This is a genomic window from Oceanobacillus longus (genome assembly GCF_042650085.1).
GTDB classification, from domain to species: domain Bacteria; phylum Bacillota; class Bacilli; order Bacillales; family Amphibacillaceae; genus Oceanobacillus; species Oceanobacillus longus.
Genome location: NZ_JBHSAO010000008.1, coordinates 337,678 through 357,902, shown reverse-complemented (window position 1 = coordinate 357,902; position 20,225 = coordinate 337,678). Strand labels below are relative to the sequence as shown.

At 39.7% G+C, this 20,225-nt stretch carries 13 protein-coding genes and 1 tRNA gene; 11 read left to right on the top strand and 3 right to left on the bottom strand.

The window, feature by feature from the left end; translation table 11 throughout:
• Nucleotides 1-5 precede the first annotated feature (5 nt).
• The 4 genes from argB to carB are packed head-to-tail and all read left to right on the top strand — an operon-like array spanning nucleotide 6 to nucleotide 6,324.
• Complete coding sequence (gene argB, locus ACFOUV_RS12365) at nucleotides 6-809, top strand: acetylglutamate kinase (protein WP_379497078.1); 804 nt, start codon at nucleotides 6-8, stop codon at nucleotides 807-809.
• Nucleotides 802-2,004, top strand: coding sequence for an acetylornithine transaminase (locus ACFOUV_RS12360; RefSeq protein WP_379497077.1), 1,203 nt, complete (start codon nucleotides 802-804; stop codon nucleotides 2,002-2,004). The genes argB and ACFOUV_RS12360 overlap by 8 nt, the downstream gene beginning before the upstream one ends.
• A complete protein-coding gene (locus tag ACFOUV_RS12355; protein WP_379497076.1) occupies nucleotides 2,001-3,101 on the top strand; it encodes a carbamoyl phosphate synthase small subunit in 1,101 nt (366 codons plus the stop codon). The genes ACFOUV_RS12360 and ACFOUV_RS12355 overlap by 4 nt, the downstream gene beginning before the upstream one ends.
• Nucleotides 3,088-6,324: a carbamoyl-phosphate synthase (glutamine-hydrolyzing) large subunit gene (carB, locus tag ACFOUV_RS12350; RefSeq protein WP_379497075.1), complete on the top strand. Its 3,237-nt coding sequence runs from the start codon at nucleotides 3,088-3,090 to the stop codon at nucleotides 6,322-6,324. The genes ACFOUV_RS12355 and carB overlap by 14 nt, the downstream gene beginning before the upstream one ends.
• Before the next feature lie 623 nt (nucleotides 6,325-6,947).
• On the opposite strand, the gene ACFOUV_RS12345 is transcribed toward carB, so the two are convergent.
• The 3 genes from ACFOUV_RS12345 to dat form a co-directional block, all read right to left on the bottom strand.
• Entirely contained in the window at nucleotides 6,948-8,951 is a 2,004-nt protein-coding gene (locus tag ACFOUV_RS12345) for a S9 family peptidase (protein ID WP_379497074.1), read from the bottom strand.
• Nucleotides 8,952-9,004: 53 nt separating this feature from the next.
• Nucleotides 9,005-9,538, bottom strand: coding sequence for a DNA topology modulation protein (locus ACFOUV_RS12340; RefSeq protein WP_379497073.1), 534 nt, complete (start codon nucleotides 9,536-9,538; stop codon nucleotides 9,005-9,007).
• Between the two features lie 62 nt (nucleotides 9,539-9,600).
• Nucleotides 9,601-10,476 (bottom strand): D-amino-acid transaminase, encoded by an 876-nt coding sequence (dat, locus tag ACFOUV_RS12335; RefSeq protein WP_379497072.1) that lies wholly within the window; start codon nucleotides 10,474-10,476, stop codon nucleotides 9,601-9,603.
• Nucleotides 10,477-10,714: 238 nt separating this feature from the next.
• On the opposite strand from dat, the gene ACFOUV_RS12330 reads away from it, so the two are divergent.
• From ACFOUV_RS12330 to odhB, 7 genes are all read left to right on the top strand, one after another.
• Nucleotides 10,715-10,788, top strand: a tRNA-Gly gene (locus tag ACFOUV_RS12330).
• 160 nt (nucleotides 10,789-10,948) lie between these two features.
• The gene (locus ACFOUV_RS12325) at nucleotides 10,949-12,646 is read left to right on the top strand and encodes an ABC-ATPase domain-containing protein (protein WP_379497071.1); all 1,698 of its coding nucleotides are present in this window, start codon (nucleotides 10,949-10,951) and stop codon (nucleotides 12,644-12,646) included.
• 21 nt (nucleotides 12,647-12,667) lie between these two features.
• Nucleotides 12,668-13,816, top strand: a complete 1,149-nt coding sequence (gene queG, locus ACFOUV_RS12320; RefSeq protein ID WP_379497070.1) for a tRNA epoxyqueuosine(34) reductase QueG — start codon at nucleotides 12,668-12,670, stop codon at nucleotides 13,814-13,816.
• Between the two features lie 84 nt (nucleotides 13,817-13,900).
• Nucleotides 13,901-14,749, top strand: a complete 849-nt coding sequence (locus tag ACFOUV_RS12315) for an amidase domain-containing protein (RefSeq protein WP_379497069.1) — start codon at nucleotides 13,901-13,903, stop codon at nucleotides 14,747-14,749.
• A gap of 143 nt (nucleotides 14,750-14,892) precedes the next feature.
• Nucleotides 14,893-15,366 carry a tRNA (uridine(34)/cytosine(34)/5-carboxymethylaminomethyluridine(34)-2'-O)-methyltransferase TrmL gene (gene trmL / locus ACFOUV_RS12310; protein WP_379497068.1) on the top strand — a complete coding sequence of 158 codons (474 nt, stop codon included), beginning with the start codon at nucleotides 14,893-14,895 and terminating at the stop codon, nucleotides 15,364-15,366.
• A 444-nt stretch (nucleotides 15,367-15,810) separates the two neighbouring features.
• Nucleotides 15,811-18,678: a 2-oxoglutarate dehydrogenase E1 component gene (locus ACFOUV_RS12305; protein ID WP_379497067.1), complete on the top strand. Its 2,868-nt coding sequence runs from the start codon at nucleotides 15,811-15,813 to the stop codon at nucleotides 18,676-18,678.
• On the top strand, nucleotides 18,665-19,930 hold the full coding sequence (odhB, locus tag ACFOUV_RS12300; RefSeq protein ID WP_379497066.1) for a 2-oxoglutarate dehydrogenase complex dihydrolipoyllysine-residue succinyltransferase: 1,266 nt from the start codon (nucleotides 18,665-18,667) through the stop codon (nucleotides 19,928-19,930). Before ACFOUV_RS12305 ends, odhB begins: the two co-directional genes overlap by 14 nt.
• The last annotated feature ends 295 nt before the right edge of the window (nucleotides 19,931-20,225 follow it).

Genomic DNA, 20,225 nt, shown 5'->3' with positions numbered 1-20,225 from the left:
AAAAGATGAATATCGTTGTGCTAAAAATGGGTGGCAGTGTATTGGCGAAACTTCCTGATTCCTTTTATAAGATGGTCGTTTATTTAAAGGAACAAAACATATGTCAACCAATTATCGTGCATGGTGGTGGTCCGGAAATAAACCATGCTTTAAAGCAATTAAATGTTAAAACTGAATTTATGGATGGCTTACGTGTAACGACAAAGGAAGTGCTAGATGTAGCTGAGATGGTAATGAGTGGTTCAATTAATAAAAGAATTGTTGGTAAACTGCAAAAAGAAGGTGGTACAGCTATTGGGATTAGCGGTGTAGATTGTTCCCTTCTTCAGACAATACCTGTTGATTCAGAGTGTTCACTCGGGTTTGTCGGGCAGGTGGAAAAAGTAAATACTTCCTGGTTGCAGCTAATTATTGAAAATGGCGGAATACCGGTTATATCACCAATTGGCGCGGATATTTCAGGTCAACGATATAACATTAACGGTGATATGGCTGCGGCAGCCGTTGCGCAGGCTTTAAAAGGAAAACTGGCATTGATCAGTGATATACCTGGGGTAATGGAGGAAATAGACGGCAAAAAGATTGTCCATGAACAACTGACAAAAGAAGAAATTGAGGCAAAAATAGCCTCTGGCATTATCTATGGAGGCATGATTCCTAAGGTTCGATCTGCATTAAAAGGGTTATCCGGTGGGGTAAAGGAATCGGTTATCTTAAACGGTTTTGACCCAGAGGATTTAAAAAAGTTTATGGAAGGAAAACAGGCTGGAACAAAAGTAATACAAAACAAGGAGGTACAGCATGTCTAATACAGTGATTAATCAACCTGCCCATTCCGTAATGCATACGTATCAACGTTTCCCGCTTACAATCGTGAAAGGCAAGGGAAGCTATGTATGGAACGAGAAAGGGGATAAATTTCTGGATTACACATCTGGAATTGCAACGTGTAATTTAGGGCATGTACCGGAAACGGTTCATCAGAAACTAAGTAATCAGCTTAATCAACTATGGCATTGCTCCAATCTGTACGAAATACCTTCGCAAAATGAGCTTGCAGCATTATTAACAAATAACAGTTGCTATGATCAAGTATTTTTTTGTAATAGTGGTGCAGAGGCAAATGAAGCTGCAATTAAATTGGCGAAAAAATATGCAAAGGACAAAGGTCACCCGGAACGTACCGAGATAGTAACGTTTCACCAATCATTTCACGGTCGCACAGGCTCAACAATGGCAGCAACAGGGCAAGAGAAAATTCATCAAGGATTTAGTCCATTAACATCAGGATTTCGTTATTTGAGCTATAACGATGAAGCGTCTCTAGAACAAGTTGATAATGGTACAACAACGGCAGTACTACTCGAGTTGATTCAAGGTGAAGGTGGCGTGAATAAGGCTGAGCAGGCTTGGGTTGAGAAACTATCTGTTATCTGCAAGGAAGCGGATATTTTACTGATGGTGGATGAAGTGCAAACGGGAATAGGTAGAACAGGTACATTGTTTGCTTATGAGCAATATGGTATAGAGCCGGACGTCATGACACTTGCCAAAGGGCTCGGGTCTGGATTCCCAATTGGTGCAATGCTTGCTAAAGAGCAAGTTGCAAACACATTTCAGCCAGGGACTCATGGCAGTACATTCGGCGGAAATCCACTTTCAACGAGTGCTGGAATTGCGACGATCGAAACCTTGTTAGATGAAGAAATCCTACACCAAGTGAAATCGAATAGCAATTGGCTACAGGATGAGCTGGAAGCGTTGAGGTTAAAACATGAAATGATTCAGGATATTCGTGGACTCGGTTTCCTGATTGGATTGGAACTGACTGTAGAAGCAGCTACCTTGATTGAAGCTTTCCGTGAAAAAGGTGTACTCGTTTTATCGGCTGGAACGAATGTATTACGGATTTTACCTCCACTAACAACTACAAAAGAGGAGCTGGAGAACTTTCTTCAGATATTTAAAGAGATCATAACAGAAGCGGAGGGCATTGCATCATGAGCAAAGGGTATCTCATACTTGAAACTGGTGAACAATTTGAAGGTGATTGGATCGGTGCACAGCAGGAAATAAGTGGTGAAGTTGTATTCAATACGAGCATGACGGGTTATCAAGAGATGATGACAGACCCTTCCTATGCTGGCCAAATATTAACCTTCTGTTATCCAATTATCGGTAGTTATGGTGTAAATCAAGAAGATGATGAAAGCCATAAACTATCCGTTTCCGCTGTAATTGCTAGTGATGTTTGTGACGAGCCAAGTCATTACCAGTCCACCTCATCCTTTTCAGAAGAACTAAAGGATGCAAATATTCCAGGATTGAAGAATGTGGATACTCGTTCACTTGTTGCTGTCATTCGTAAACATAAGACGGTAGTAGGTAAAATCGTTAGTGAAAAAGAAAAGGATAAACAGCAATTGTCTTCCGATTGGGGAAAAATTGAAAATATGGAACTGGTGAATCGTGTTTCCGTCAAGTCACCCCAAACGTATGGTAATGGTTTATATCATGTTGTATTAATCGATTATGGTTATAAAAAGTCCATTCTTCAGGCATTGCTCGCACAATGCAAAGTTACAGTCGTTCCTTATCATACTTCTTTGGAAACGATAGAATCCATGAATCCGAATGGAATTTTACTGAGCAATGGTCCTGGAGATCCAATGGAATTAAAGGAATATTTTCCGGTAATCAAAGCGCTAACAGAAAACTATCCTACACTTGGGATTTGCCTTGGACATCAGCTTATTGCGCTTGCCTATGGAGCTACTACGAAGAAAATGCCATTCGGCCATCGTGGGGCTAATCACCCAGTTAAGGATCTGCTGACAGGAAAGGTACGAATGACATCACAAAACCATGGTTATGTCGTAGAAGAAAATAGTATTGATTCTCGTTATTTTCAAGTTTTATTCAGAAACGTGAATGACCGCTCACTTGAAGGAATGAAACATGTAAGCAAACCAATACAGTCTGTACAGTTTCATCCAGAAGCGCACCCTGGTCCAAGTGATACAGAATATATTTTCAATGCGTTTATCCAACAAGTAACAATTGCAGCTCAGGAGGGAGCACCAGCATATGTCGAAGCATAATTCTATAAAAAAAGTATTGGTCATTGGTTCCGGACCAATCGTGATCGGGCAGGCAGCAGAGTTTGACTATGCAGGTACCCAAGCATGTCTGGCATTAAAAGAAGAAGGTATTGAGGTTGTTCTAGTTAATAATAATCCTGCAACCATTATGACGGATGATCGTGTTGCTGATCATGTCTATATGGAGCCATTAAAGGCTGAGACGATTGAAAGAATCATTGCGAAAGAAAAGCCAGACGGATTGATTGGTAGTCTTGGAGGACAGACTGGTTTGAATTTAACGGTAGAACTTTTTGAGAAGGGAATACTGGAAAAATATAACGTGAAACTGTTGGGTACTAGTGTTTCGTCAATAAAAAGCGGTGAGGACCGAGAATTATTTCGTCAACTCATGATTGATATTGATGAGCCAATATCAGAATCAAAAATTGTCCAGTCGGTTGAAGAAGGATTAGCGTTTATTAATGAAATCGGTTTTCCAGTTATTTTGCGTCCTGCCTATACCCTTGGAGGTGAAGGTGGAGGATTTGCATATAACGAGGAAGAGTTTAAGAATCTATTGAATAAAGGACTTATGTTAAGTCCAATTGACCAAGTGCTTGTGGAGCGGAGCATTAAAGGATGGAAGGAAATCGAATACGAGGTCATGCGTGATGCCAATGATACATGTATCATTGTATGTAATATGGAAAATATGGATCCAGTCGGTGTGCATACAGGTGATTCGATTGTGGTGGCACCTTCCCAGACATTGTCCGATGTCCAGTATCAAATGCTTCGTACTTCATCCCTAAAGGTCATCCGTGCACTTGATGTAGTCGGAGGATGTAATATCCAATTTGCGCTCAATCCCGAATCCAATGAGTATTGTATTATTGAAGTAAATCCAAGGGTGAGCAGATCTTCTGCACTTGCTTCCAAGGCAACAGGTTATCCGATTGCCCGAATAGCTGCCAAATGTGCAATTGGCTATACACTTGATGAAATTTTAAATCCGATTACAGGAAATACATACGCATCATTTGAACCAGCGTTGGATTATATTGTAGTAAAACTTCCGCGTTTTCCATTTGATAAATTTACGGAGGCAGATCGAACACTTGGCACACAAATGAAGGCAACTGGCGAAGTTATGGCTATTGACCGGACTTTTGAAGGGGCATTGAATAAAGCAATAAGATCATTGGAAATGAATGTGTACAGTTTCCAATGGCCGGGTATGGCTGCTAAGTCAGAGGTTGAACTTTTGGAACTTTTGGAGATTCCGAATGATTTGCGTATTTTTGCAATTGGAGAAGCATTAAACCGTAAGATGGAAATAAAGAAATTAATGGATATAACAAAAATCGATTATTGGTTTTTACGTAAAATCGATCGAATTATTCAATGCGAAAATGAATTAGAGAAATACGAATGGCCACATATCCCGTTTGAAAAGGTGAAAGAAGCAAAACGATTTAATATTAGTGATATTCGACTGGCTGAACTGTTTGGTACAACGGCTAAAGAGCTAAGAAAATCATATAAGGAAAATGCAATCATCCCGTCCTATAAATTGGTTGATACTTGCGCTGGGGAATTTGACGCGATAACGCCGTATTATTATTCGACATGGCATGGCACGGATGAAGTGGAAGTGATAGAGAACATGAAAAAAGTGCTCGTTCTAGGGTCAGGTCCAATTCGGATTGGACAGGGGGTTGAATTTGATTACTGTTCTGTACATGCCGCTTTAGCCCTCAAAAAAAATGGCTATGAAGCAGTGGTTATTAATAATAATCCGGAAACAGTCAGTACAGATTACTCGGTAGCAGATCGTCTCTATTTTGAGCCATTGGCACTTGAGGATGTATTGGCAGTAATCGAGAAAGAAAATGTTGCTGGAGTACTGATTCAATTTGGAGGTCAAACGGCGATTAATCTCGCGAATGACTTGAAGGATGAAGGAATCGAGGTGCTTGGTACATCACCGGAACGTATTGATCAGATGGAGGACAGGGAGCAATTCTATGAATTTCTGAATCAATTGGATATACCACATATTGCCGGACATATTGTTCATCAATCGGAAGAACTACCAACATTGGTTTCTGAGCTCGGTTTTCCAGTTTTAATTCGACCATCTTATGTTATTGGTGGTCAGTCCATGTTTATTTGCTATAACGAGACAGAGCTGCACCATTATGTTACGAGAATACAAAAGGATACAAATGATCGCTGCTGGCCATTACTTATTGACCAATATCTTCCTGGATTAGAATGTGAAGTTGATGTCATCAGCGATGGAAAACAAATCATCGTGCCTGGTATTTTTGAACATATTGAAAAAGCCGGCGTTCACTCCGGGGACAGTATGAGTATCTTCCCACCGACGACACTGGATGATGAACAGAAAAATGGCATCGTCCAAATTGCACAGAAAATTTGTAGTAACTTGCCGATCATCGGGATGATGAATATTCAATTTGTTATTCATGACCATATTATTTATGTGTTGGAAGTGAACCCAAGATCTTCTCGGACAGTTCCGATTATGAGTAAGGTAACAGGAATTCCAATGATTGAATGGGCGGTAAAAGCGCAATTAGGAACGCCATTACATGAACTGAGTGATGAAGTTGGTTTAGTAGAGGAACCCGGTTATTTCACAGTAAAAGCTCCTATATTCTCAGCAAGCAAATTAAAAGGTGTTGACCATGTTCTTGGACCAGAAATGAAATCGACCGGCGAGATTATAGGAATGGCTTATAATAAAAAAGAAGCGCTTAAAAAAGCTTCTCCATTAACTATCCATACGGAGGGAAAGACAAAGCCTATCCAATTGTTTGTCTCTGTCTCTGATCGTTTGAAAGAGGAAAGTTTACCTCTGATCCGTGAATTTTCAAACTTGGGTGCAAGCCTTACAGCAACAGCTGGAACTGCAATATTTTTAGAGGAAAACGGAATAAAAACAACTGCTATGGTGAAGAGTAAAGGTGATCTACTCAATCACTGGCAAGAGTATAAGCCACATATTGTTCTGAATATCCCTAATCAAGGGCGAGAAAAAGAAAAAATCGGCTTTTATATCCGTGAGTTATCTGTCCGTTATCAGGTACCATATTTTACGAGTCTGGAAACATTAGAGGCGGTAATGGATTGGTATAATAGCGATATTACAGAAGCAGAACCGCTATCACTGCAGGAATATATAAGCAGCATACCCTTAGCAGAATATCAATAACTATGAAAAAGAAAACAGCAGCAGACGCCTGCTGTTTTCTTTTTGACAAGGCTTTATTTTATTAGGTTAGGACCGTGTTTACTCATCCCACCAAGAAGAATTGTTGTGATTTCATTAAATCTATAAATACGACGTAAGATAAACTTCGGCGACCGCTCTGGGAAATACACTGCGCTTTCCGTGGGCGGCTGTTGAGCCTCCTCGCGCTAACGCACTTCGGTGTCTCACCGATGCCTTTCCTCCCACTGGAGTCTCCGTGTATTGCCCAGAGCTGGTTAGGAGGTTGACACTTTTGGGTAGCTAAATTAGCAATTCAGCATAACCAGTCCGGGTGAGCGGAGGGCGGTGACTCCTGCGGGAACAAATGTTTTCGGTGGGGCGAGTAATCACAGTCCCAGCACGTGTCCGAAGACCAGAAGAGCGGTTTTCTCTTCGGGGCTGAGGCCGTGCCCTAAGGATGCGCATCCGCCCAGAGCGATCCCGGACGGCGACAAAAGCACATGTCCATGGATATCAGCCACCAATTACTTCGTAGTTTATCTCAACTTTCCATGCTTAAAAAGCAACAAACATATGAAAACAGCTGCTCACCCAAAAGGTAGCAGCAGCTGTATCCATATTATTTATAAATAGTTATCAAACCAGCGGCAAATGTGATCAAGTCTAGCAATTCTCATTTCCGGTTTTCCGCTCCTGCTTAATTCATGAGTTGCTCCAGGGAAGCGTACAAATTCTACTTCCTTGTGAAGGTGCTTTAATGTAATAAAGAGCTGTTCGCCTTGCTCTATTGTGCAACGGAAGTCTCGTTCGCCATGTAATATTAATAATGGTGTTTCCACATTTTCGGCATACTTCAATGGTGAAATATCCCATAGTTTGGCGGGATCATCCAATAAATTTAACCCATGCTCCCATTTCGTGAAGAAGAAACCGATATCACTCACACCGTAAAAGCTCAACCAGTTTGAAATAGAGCGCTGTGTTACTGCAGCCTTGAAACGATTCGTTTGGCCGACAATCCAGTTAGTCATAAAGCCACCATAGCTTCCACCAGTTACACCAAGTCTTGATTCATCTATAAAACTGTAATTTTTAAGTGCATAATCAACAGCACTCATCAAGTCGGTATAGTCGCCTTTACCGTAGTTGGAACGTACGGCATCAACGAATTTTTGACCATAGCCATGACTGCCGCGTGGATTCGTGTAAAGTACCACATACCCTTTTGCGGATAGTAATTGCAGTTCGTGGAAAAATGTTTGCCCATACATCGCATGAGGACCACCGTGAATTTCAAGTACAAATGGGTATTTTTTATTCTCCTCAAAACCATAAGGGCGCAGCAGCCAACCTTGTATTTCCAACCCGTCTTCAGCTGTAATTGTTAATGTCTCCGGTTCTGTGATTGCTACTTCCTCAAGAAACGTTGCGTTGGCATTTGTTAAACGTGATAGTTTCCTATTTGAATTCAATTTATAAAAATTACATGGATTTGTAGGTGTGCTGATCCCGAGAATAAACGAATCGGATGAATCATGATAAGTGAAACCAAAAATATGATTATCATCTTTGTATCGTACTTTCAAATCGCCATCGATTGTAACTTGATAAAGCCCTGTTGCACCGTAATCTGTAGCAATAAAGAAAATGCTTTTCTCATCCTGTGCCCATACGGGTCCTGTTGTTGATTCCCCTAATCTTGTATCTCCTACCATCACATCGCCAAGCTGCATATCCCAATCCGTACTCAGCGAAGTTCTCTCAGCCGTCGCAATGTCAATCAGATACAATTCGCTTAATGTTGCACCACTATATTCATAGTCATGACCGAAGCAAATAACCTTATCGCCACTTGGGGAAAAGCTTGCGCTATGGTTTGTACCTGTTCCCTTCGTCAGTTTTGATACTTCTTTGGTTTTGAGATTCATTGTATATAAATCGCTAATTAGTTCAGAATCAGCGTTTTCACTTAAATTCGCGTTAAAGAGAATGTGATTTCCATCTGGTGAAATATCCTGAAAGCCATGATCTGCTTCATCACTAGTCAATTGTGTAAATGTGCCCTGTTCGAAACTATATAACACGATTTGTACTTTTTTGTTATCGTGAAATCCTTTTGCATCCGATTTGTATTTTAGCGTGTTAACAACAAGCGGTTGTTTGCTTTTTTCTTCATTTTCCTTTTGTCGCTCTTCTTTAGATTGTTCTTTTTGACTTGTTATATCTTCTGAATCATCCAGAGAAGCACTGAATACGAGATATTTTCCATCTTTTGACCATGTCGGGTTATATGCTCCATTTTTAAACGTAGTTAATGGTCTTGCTTCACCGCCATCTGTTTCGATCAACCAAAGCTGAGGGAGCCCACTTCTTGTTGATTGGAAAACAGCTTTCTCCCCGTTCGGAGAAAAGCGGAGGTTACTGTTTTTGTCACTTCCGAAAGTCCATTGCTTTGCTTTTTTATCTTCCGTTTTTTGAAAGAATAAGTTGGACTGGTATTCATTCTTTTCATTTATAATCGTAGAGACGTATGTATATGCATTTCCATTTGGTACGTATTGCGGGTCACTAAATACTTCCATGTTCTTCAAATCTTCAGAAGTGATAGCTCTTTTGGAATGATTCATTGAATTGCCTCCTTATTTTGAATTTCCGAAACTTTATCAGTCTCTATTTCGTGTTACGAATCCATTGGGAAGTTAGGACGACTACTCTCTAATTCTATGAGAAAGTTTCTTAGTTGTTTAGGAGATTTGAATACGAGTATCGTTTTATTTTCCAGAAGGGATAAGCGTTTATTTATTGCAGGCACTTTTGTTCTGTTGAAGTTTCTAACCCAATTAAAAAATTCCCAATCAAGCTTTTCTGGGCAGTCAATCCCCATATCAGGTCGGGTTTTGTTGTGGTATTGTAAGCGTCGTTTGATGATGCGGTATAGACAGCGAATCGTCTTATAATGGAGAAAGATAATGATATCCGCTTGTGATAATCTTTCATCCATCGTACCGCCATAATTCCCATCGATAATCCATGCATCATTTTGCAGGATTTTTTGCTGTTCGTTTACGAAATGCTCTTTATTGGTGGGTACCCATCCAGGCTGCCAGAAAAGGGCATCCAAATGATGGACCGGAAGATGGAGCAAGGCACCCAATGTTCGTGCCAAAGTGGATTTTCCTGATCCGCTGCAACCAATAATTGCTACCTTTTTCATAGAAACCTCCAGTATGAAAAATGCCACCACATGGTATATATGTGGGGCATTTCCTTTATTTCTTATACCGTGTGTTTTGTTTTGGTTTCATGGATATTCGCATCCACTTCATAGGCAGTTTGTAATTGACGAGTAATTTGACCAGGTTTTCCGTTAGCAATTTGAATATGATCCACTTTAACGATTGGTGTAATTTCTGATGTGCTACTGGAAAGGAATATTTCGTCAGCGAGACTGATATCTTCAATTGAAAATGCTTCCTCAATGAATGGAATGTTCATCTCTTTGGTAAATCGTTCAATAGCCATTCGTACACAACCGTGTAAAATATTATTTGTTGCCGGATGTGTATAAACCTTTCCATCTTTCACCATGTACGCATTTGATGAACTGCATTCAGTAACCGTACCATCTTTATGAAGGATTGCTTCGTAACAACCATTTTCCTTTGCCGTTTGTTTGGCGAGGACATTTGGCAAGAGGTTTAAGCTTTTAATGTAGCAATAATCCCAGCGGTGATCTCTATGGGTGATTGTCTTTACACCGTTTTCCATGCCTTCCAAGTTACGAGGTTGGTCCTGTACATATGCGTAAATATTAGGCATAATTTCTGCAGGGAATACATGATCACGGGGAGCCGACCCACGAGTTACTTGCAAGTATAATTTACCATCCGTTTTCATTTTATTCTTCTCAAGCAGTTCAAGCAATTGACTGGTTACCTCTTCTTTATTAAATGGAAGTTGTATTTTTATGGCTTCCGCAGATCGGAATAAGCGATCAACATGCGCTTCTAATAAATAATATGTTCCATGGTAAATACGTATTACTTCATATATTCCATCACCAAACTGAAGACCACGTTCTTCAAATGGATATTTTAAATTATCTTTGTGTGTGAATTTGGATTGTGTCATAATTATTGGATAAACAGACATCGATCCATCCCCTCTCTAAAAATCATATATCTAGTTTATAGCCTCATTACAGTAATGTAAATATTTAATAGTTCTGAAATTAATTTTATTTACATAAAACACGATAGTATCAGTACTTGTAACAGTAGTTTAAATTTTTTGTAAAAAAATGTTGAATTTCCTGTTGATTTGTTCCTACGTACTTGCTATAATAGATTCTGCAATCGAAAAACGTATTGCGCAGCACAATTTAATCTATGCGGGTGTAGTTTAGTGGTAAAACCTCAGCCTTCCAAGCTGATGATGAGGGTTCGATTCCCTTCACCCGCTCCATACATATGTGATAACGCAGTGTTTCGTAAGATTAATTACGAAGCGTTGCGTTTTTAATTTTTACCCTAACGCATATAGGCCTCCGCATATCTGCCACTTGAATACTTCTTCTCCAACATAGTATCCTATAGAAAATACAATCAAAATATGAGGGATATAAATGAATAACCTTTTTCGTGAATTAAAGCAATTGGATAATAAAGGCTATAAAGCTTATAAAAGTATACAAGGTCACTTTCAATTTGATGACTTTGAGTTATATATAGATTATGTGCAAGGAGATCCTTTTGCGACACCTTCTAAAATTCGAATCGTCATTTCAAATGAAAAGCGCACCATTCAATCTGCCTGGCTCGGGTCACCGAAACGTAAAGTTGCTGCAGAAGATGCTTTTGCAAGAGCGGTTGGTAATGCTGTTGCAGGTGAGCGTTTTGCCGTTAAAGGATCGGGGAAAAGTGGAATGATTCTTTTCGATATGCCAGGACAGGAAGTTATGGAGCGGACGGCATTACAAATCAATCAGGAAGCAATTACCGTTTGTATCTCTGTTGGTTTACCTGCAAATGGTCGCCGGATCAATGGCAGAGAAGCTGAAAAACTTTTTTCTGAAATAATTCCTTCTATAATAAAAAAATCAATATTTAAAATTAAGGATGAAGATATAAATCACGCAATTATACTGGCCGACCAACAGGAGACAATCCGTAATGAAATGACTAAAAATAATTGGATTGCTTTTGTTGCTAATGGTTCCATCCTTCCAAGGGAGAGTGGCATCAGTAATCGACCGCTTCGGAAAGCTGTTCCTTTTCAAAGCCCTAAAGAAACGGAAGTCACTATATCAATCCCACATCAAGAAGAAGCCTTAACAGGGATGGCGATAAAAAAAGGCATTACGTTGATCGTTGGTGGAGGATATCACGGAAAAAGTACCATTTTAAAAGCCGTGGAACGTGGGGTATACTTTCATAAAAAGGGAGACGGGCGTGAATTTGTTATTACAGACCCGGATGCTGTAAAGGTTCGTGCGGAAGACGGCAGACAAATATCATCTGTCAATATATCACCGTTTATTAATAACTTACCACATCTGCAAACTACCGATTCTTTTTCAACCGAAAATGCCAGTGGCAGTACCTCACAAGCAGCAAATGTAATGGAGGCATTGGAGACTGGTGCAACGACTTTACTGATCGATGAAGATACAAGTGCAACCAACTTCATGATTCGTGATCATCGGATGCAGCAACTTGTAAAACAGGATAAAGAGCCAATTACTCCTTTTATTGATCGAATAAGACAACTTTCAAATCAGTTGGATGTCTCTACCATTCTTGTTATGGGAGGATCCGGTGATTATTTTTCAGTAGCAGATACGGTGATCATGATGGATGAATATTTCCCACATGATGTAACGGATAAGGCAAAAACAATTATGCAGGAATTTCCAATCGAACGTGAAACTAAAAGTAAGGCAGATTTCGGTCAGATTATAAATCGAACCTTCCAGCAACAATCACTACAGTTGGATAAGGGAAATCGAACGAAAATCCAAACAAAAGGATTACATCAAATCATCTTAGGTAGAACAGATATCTCTTTTAACTATACAGAACAACTGGTTGATATCTCACAGACACGTATGATAGCTGAAATTATTCACCATTTGCATCGAACAAATGGATTGCAAAATAAATCATTGCGAGATGTTCTTCATACGATTGAGAAGCAGATGGATCAAGCAGGGCTATCTTCTTTAACAACTTTTAAAGAAAAGCATCCAGGAGATTTGGCGCGTCCTCGCAGACATGAAATTGCAGCAGTACTCAACCGGATGCGGACAGCTAGAGTGAATTAAGAAAGAAGGGAGGGACTCGAAATGCAAACGGATCAATTGAAGCAAGAGATTATTCAATATGCCAAGCAAATTGGAATAGATAAAATTGGCTTTGCTTCAGCAGATATATTCGGGGAATTAAAAGAACGGTTGAAGCGACAACAGGAATTAAGCTACCAGTCAGGTTTTGAAAAAGGTTCCTTGGAAGAACGAACGGAACCACAGCGCCTATTACCTGAAGCACAGTCGATTATCTCGATTGCAATCGCATATCCCTCACGTATGAAAAATGCTCCGAAAAGTACAAAAGAAGAACGTCGTGGGTTATTTGCCCGTGCTTCATGGGGGATTGATTACCACGTTGTATTGCGTGAACGTTTGGAAAAACTCGCAGCCTTCATACTAGAGCAAGTTCCAGATGCAGTTAATAAAGTAATGGTAGACACCGGTGAACTCTCCGATCGCGCTGTTGCCGAGAGGGCAGGTATCGGATTTAGTGGGAAAAACACATCCATTATTACCCCAGAGTATGGCTCCTTTGTTTATCTTGGTGAAATGATTACCAACATCCCATTTCTCCCCGATGAACCTCTCGAGGACAGCTGTGGAGACTGCCGGAAATGTATGGATGCCTGTCCGACGGGGGCATTAGTTGGCGATGGTGGACAGTTAAATGCTCAGCGTTGTATCGCTTTTCTAACACAGACGAAAGACTTTTTACCGGATGAGTTTAGAACAAAAATTGGCAATCGTATTTATGGTTGTGACACATGCCAGCAGGTTTGCCCCAAAAATAAAGGAATCGACTTTCATATTCATCCGGAATTTGAACCGGAACATGACATAGCAAAACCCAAATTAATACCAATGCTACAAATATCAAATCGGGAATTCAAAGAGAAATTCGGTCCTATTTCCGGAGCGTGGCGCGGGAAAAAACCACTTCAGCGCAATGCTTTAATAGCTCTTGGACATTATAAAGACAAAACAGCCATTACAGAGATGATTGAAGTAATGAATAATGATCCGAGGCCTGTTATTCGTGGTACAGCTGCATGGTCATTGGGGAAAATTGGCACAGAAGAAGCTTTCCGGGCCATTAAAGATGCAATGACCAAAGAGACAGATGAACAGGTTTGCTTTGAAATGAAGAAAGGTCTTGAGTTTCAGAAACAATCTGCCGTAAATTAAAACAAATGTTATTTAAGGTGTTTCCGGCAAATAAATCGTTAAACAAGCATTCCCTCCATATACTTTAATTGGAGGGGATTTTTTATGGAAAAAATAAGGGAACTTTGGATGGATTTTTTTCATGAGAAAAGACAAGAGGATAATTGGTGGACTAGGAAGGAAAAAATGTGGGGGAAAAGAGATGCTGAAATTATTCGGGTGGAGGGAAGAGGAAAGGTTTTCCAAAAGCTTGTTTACGATAACGAAATGTTCTATCAATATTTAATGCATGTAACGTACGTCATCAAACAGAAACAAAAAATTCATATAGAAGAGCAGATCATACCATACCGTTTTCGAATGGTAGACGGTAAGGTAAAAGATCATGAAGAAATCGAAAGAATGGAAGATGAAGTCAAGCAGGATCCGGTTGATTCCTATGAAACATGTGAACAAATCAGTGATCGTTTTAGTTATGATCGATTGGCAGCGGTTCAATATGCAGAAGCGTGGTGGAATAGTTACAATCCTGCTTACCGTGTATTCGATGTGGATTGCACCAATTATATCTCTCAATGCCTTCGTGCTGGCGGTGCACCAATGTGGGGGAAGCCTGTTAGGGAGCGAGGCTTTTGGTATGCTTCCAATACGTGGAGCTTTAGCTGGGCAGTTGCTCATTCCCTACGATGGTATCTTAGCGGTTCGAAGCAAGGATTAAAAGGGAAGGAAGTGGAGCGTGCTGACCAACTTATTCCAGGTGACATCATTTGTTATGATTTTCAAGGGGACGGAAGATGGGATCATAATACAATTGTTGTAGCTAAAGACGCGGAGGGAATGCCATTAGTGAATGCTCATACAGACAATAGTCGATATCGTTATTGGTCCTATGAAGATTCCACGGCTTATACACCAAATATAAACTATAAATTTTTCCGAATAGGGGAAGATTAATGGTATAATTGTTGGGTTGTCCCTTTTTTAGCAAGTAAGAAAGTATAAACTTTCATACTTGCATAAGTGCAACGAAGCATTCGCCGAAAAGGCTTGGCGGGTGCCAAGTTTTCTTAGAACCTAACTTGTAAGGAGAATGAATTTTGAGTTTACATGTCGTATTATATCAACCTGAGATACCAGCAAATACTGGTAATATTGGCAGAACTTGCCTTGCAACAAATACAACACTTCATCTAATACGTCCACTGGGCTTTTCAACGGAAGACAAAATGCTACGTAGAGCTGGATTGGATTATTGGAAAGATGTTGATGTTCATGAGTACGATTCGATCGAGGAGCTTTATGAGAAATATCCGGATGGAGACTTTTATTATATTGAAAACTTTGGAACGAAGCATTATTCTGATTTTAATTTTAATAAACCAGAGGAAGACATATTCTTTATGTTTGGCCGGGAATCAACTGGAATTCCAAAAGAACTTTTAATCGGTAAAGAAGAACAATGTCTGCGCATTCATATGAACGATAAAGTCAGATCATTGAATCTCTCCAATACAGCAGCAATAATTATATATGAAGCATTGAGACAGCAACAATTTCCAAATTTAACTTGAACTTATTTTATTGGCGTAAAAAAACCGTCATGCAATTTCCTGCATGACGGTTTACTAATTATTGATCCTGTTTTGGAACACCAGGTTTTGCTTCATAGCCAGAAGTAAAGCATGAAACGATAAATGTTATCATGACGCCGAATAATAATGCTAATTTCATAAAAAATCCTCCTTAATTTCTACAGCGTAAAGCAATATTCGTTAAGTATACCCCTATTATAACCAAAAAAATTGATTATGTGAACTAACAACAAAATTTTTTTAAATAGGAGTGATTTGTATTGTCTTTTCTGAAATTTTCTAGATTCACGAAATTATTTGTACAAATGTTGTAACAGTGCGAAAAATAAGGTATATTAGTTGAAGAAACAAATAAGGAATTCTATAATAAAATTGAACCGTTTACATAACGGGAATAGTTAACTTCTAATGGGGGTATCAGACGTGGCAGAAAATGGAGAATCTGTAGAAAGATTCTGGGGGCAGTTTCATGGATCAAACACGGGGTATTTAGAACAACAATATGAGTTGTACAAAGAGGATCCTGAAGCTATTGAATCATCTATAAAAGAGATTTTCGATACTTACGGAGCTCCTGCATGGCTGCAGCCATCAAACAGCGCAGATCAGACAGTGACTCAATCAATATCAGAATGCGATGTGAAAAAACTTACCTCAGCGATGAAACTTGTTGAGGCTATTCGACGTTATGGTCATACCGAGGCTGATATTTATCCGGTAGGTGGCTATAAAGGAGATATAACAGAATTATTAAATTTAGAAACCTATGATTTAAGTGAGCAAGACTTAGAAAATATTCCGGCGTCCTGGTTGTGGGAGAACGCACCTGGTGATGTGGAAAACGGATTAGATGTAGTTAATAGATTAAAGAAATATTATACAGGTACGATTACATTTGAGTATGATCATGTTAATAACCATGAAGAACGTAAATGGCTTTTTGATTTAATTGAAGATGGTAAGGCACGTTTGGAATTATCACCTGACCAGCGAAAAGAAGTGCTGCAACGCCTCGTAGATGTGGAAGGGTTTGAAGCATTTTTGCAAAAAACGTTTGTTGGACAAAAAAGATTTTCCATCGAAGGTCTCGAATCCATGATACCAATGATTGATGGTATCGTTAATAATGCTGCTAAAGATAAAATTGAACATGTCATGATGGGGATGGCTCACCGTGGCCGTTTATCGGTGCTTGCCAATATTTTAGGAAAACCTTACGATAAGATCTTTTCTGAATTTAATTATTCCAAAGAAAGAGAGTTAATGCCTTCGGAGGGATCGATCGGAATTAATTACGGCTGGACTGGGGATGTGAAATATCATTTCGGAGCTAAAAAAGAAGTTAATTCCGGGGATGAAATTAAAACACGGATTACTTTAGCACATAATCCATCCCATTTGGAGTTTGTAAATCCAGTTGTGGAAGGATTCGCACGTGCTGCACAGGATGATCGTTCCGATAAAGGTTATCCGAAACGTGATACGAATAAAGCCATTCCTGTATTGATTCATGGAGACGCGGCTTTTATCGGTGAAGGTGTAGTTGCCGAAACGTTAAATCTAAGTGGACTGCCAGGATACAACACTGGTGGAACACTTCATATCATTGCAAATAACTTGTTAGGTTACACAACAGATCGTGAAGATGGGCGTTCTACGCGCTATGCAAGTGATCTTGCTAAGGGCTTTGAAATTCCGGTCATCCGTGTGAATGCAGATGATCCAGTATCTTGTATTTCAGCTATTAAAATAGCATACGAATATCGAAAGAAATTTAATAAAGACTTTCTGATAGATTTGGTAGGGTACCGTCGATATGGTCATAATGAAATGGATGAGCCAAGAACAACGCAACCAAAACTATATCATGAGATTGATAACCATCCATCTGTAGCAAATCTCTTTGCTGAAGCACTCGAAAGTAAAGGAGTTATTGAAGCGGGAGAATTTGACAAGATGAAAGAATCTGTTGATACGAAATTAAGCAATATTTATAATAATATGATTGCAAATGAAATTGGGCAGCCGGAAGCAAAACTGATGCCTAAAGTATTGTTGAATGGATTAGATAAATTTGAAACAGCAGTAGATCTCGATACACTAAAAATGTTAAACAAGGAATTATTGAAGCGTCCAGAAGGATTTAACGGATTCAAAAAGACTGAAAAGATTTTGAAACGTCGTGCGGATGCTTTGGAAGAAGGTAATAAAGCCGATTGGGGTGCTGGGGAAGCCTTGGCATATGCATCTATTCTAAGAGACGGCATTCCTATTCGTTTGACCGGACAGGATTCTGAAAGAGGCACATTTGCACATCGACATATCGTATTGCATGATACGGAAACAAATGAAAAGTATAGCCCAATGCATGGAATCTCAGATGCCAATGTAACATTTGATATCAGAAACAGTCCGCTATCCGAGACGGGTGTGCTTGGATTTGAATATGGGTACAGTGTCCAGTCACCAAATACATTGGTAATCTGGGAAGCACAATTTGGTGACTTTGCAAACGCTGGTCAGGTTATATTTGATCAGTTTATATCCTCAGCGAGAGCAAAATGGGGAGAGAAGTCAAATATGGTTATGCTTCTGCCACACGGCTATGAAGGACAAGGACCAGAACATTCAAGCGCTCGTCTAGAAAGATTCCTGCTAATGGCAGCAGAAAACAACTGGATTGTAGCGAATGTGACGTCTTCTGCACAACTTTTCCATTTGCTTCGTAGACAAGCAGCAATGCGTGGACGTGAAGAAGCCAGACCATTAATTTTAATGACACCGAAAAGTAGTTTGATCCGCCATCAACGCATGGCTTCATCTGCAGAGGAATTCTCTGAAGGAAAATTTCAACCGTTACGGAATCAACCAAACTTGGAAGTTAGCAGAGAAAATGTAACACGTCTACTTATCGGCAGTGGTAAAGTTATGGTAGATATTGAGGAAGTTATTGATAATTCGGATCAGAATTTCGAGTGGTTACGCGCTTTAAGACTGGAGCAAATTTATCCATTTCCTGCGAAAGCTCTACAAGAAGAATTGAAGCAACTGCCTAACTTAAAGGAAATTGTCTGGGTACAGGAAGAACCGAAAAATATGGGAGCCTGGAATTTCGTGGATGATTATTTAAGAGATTTATTACAAGAAGGCCAGAATTTACGTGTGATTAGTCGCCCAAATCGTTCAGCACCAGCTGGAGGTATACCGAGCGTTCATAAGACAGCACAAAATAAAATTATAAATCAGGCATTAAACATATCTGAAGGAGGAAATTCCAGTGCAAGAAATTAAGATTCCAGAACTAGCAGAATCCATCACAGAAGGTACGATTGCCGAGTGGCTCGTAAAAAAAGGCGATAAAGTAGAAAAGGGCGATCCAATCGTAGAATTGGAAACTGATAAAGTAAATGTGGAAGTAAATGCTGAAATTTCCGGTGTAATCACTGAAATTCTAAGTGTTGAAGGTGACGATGTGGCAGTAGGCGACACGATTGCAAAAGTGGATGAAAATGGAGAAGCTAGTGGAGATGCATCTCCAGCAGCGGAAGCTCCCAAAGAAGAAAAAGAGGCACCAGCTGCAAAAGAGGAAAAAGCAGGAACACCAGAATCTTCGGAAAAAGAAGAGCCTGCAAAAGAAAGCAAAGGTGAAGTTATTGCTTCTCCAGCTGCGAGAAAACGAGCGCGTGAACTAAATATTGATTTAAGCAAAGTTGCTGCACGGGATCCACTTGGAAGAGTTCGTCCAGAAGATGTAGAAGCAACAGCAAAAGCTGGAAGTAAAGAAAAACCTTCGAAGCCTGCAAAACAGGAAGCGCCAGCTGCAGCAAAAACAGACTTTGAAAAACCGGTGGAACGTGTGAAAATGACACGTCGTCGTCAAACAATCGCAAAAAATCTGGTTAATGTCCAACAAGAAACAGCCATGCTGACTACGTTCAATGAAGTGGATATGACTGCTGTTATGCAACTTCGCAGTGAACGAAAAGAGAAATTTGTAAAGAAAAACGGTGTGAAACTTGGATTTATGTCGTTCTTCACAAAAGCAGTGGTTGGAGCATTAAAAGAATTTCCATTACTGAATGCGGAAATTCAAGGCAACGAACTCGTTATTAAAAAATTCTATGATATTGGTATTGCCGTATCCACGGATGATGGATTAGTCGTACCGATTGTACGTGATGCAGACCGTAAAGATTTTGCAGGTATTGAACAATCGATTGTTGACCTGGGAACAAAAGCACGTGATAACAAACTGGCATTGAGTGATTTACAAGGTGGATCGTTTACAATTACAAATGGTGGTACTTTCGGTTCGATGATGTCCACACCAATTTTAAATGCTCCACAAGTTGGTATTCTAGGAATGCATAACATTGTAAAACGTGCGATGGTAATGCCGGACGATTCTATCGAAGTTCGTCCAATGATGTACCTGGCACTTTCTTATGATCACCGTATTGTAGATGGTGCAGAAGCAGTACAATTCCTTGTACGCATCAAGCAAATGCTTGAAGATCCATATGATTTATTGTTGGAAGGTTAATAACAAAAGCTGAGGCGACTGTCCAGAAGCGGACGCATAAGCAAGGGACCGTAAAGCGCGTGGGTTTTCGTGCTTGGAGTGTCCCTTGCTTATGACGGCAGCTTCTAAGAGCCGAAGCTGGATGAAAAAAATAACGAAGAGATCCCATTGCTGTATGAAGCAATGGGATTCTTTTGATTATAATAATTCTGTGATTTTCGGTAATCTGCTCATCTATTAATCACTACCTGTAACTATTAAAAAAAACCTCTATTTAACCATTGCAAAATAACCCTCAGTCGAATAATATAGTAAA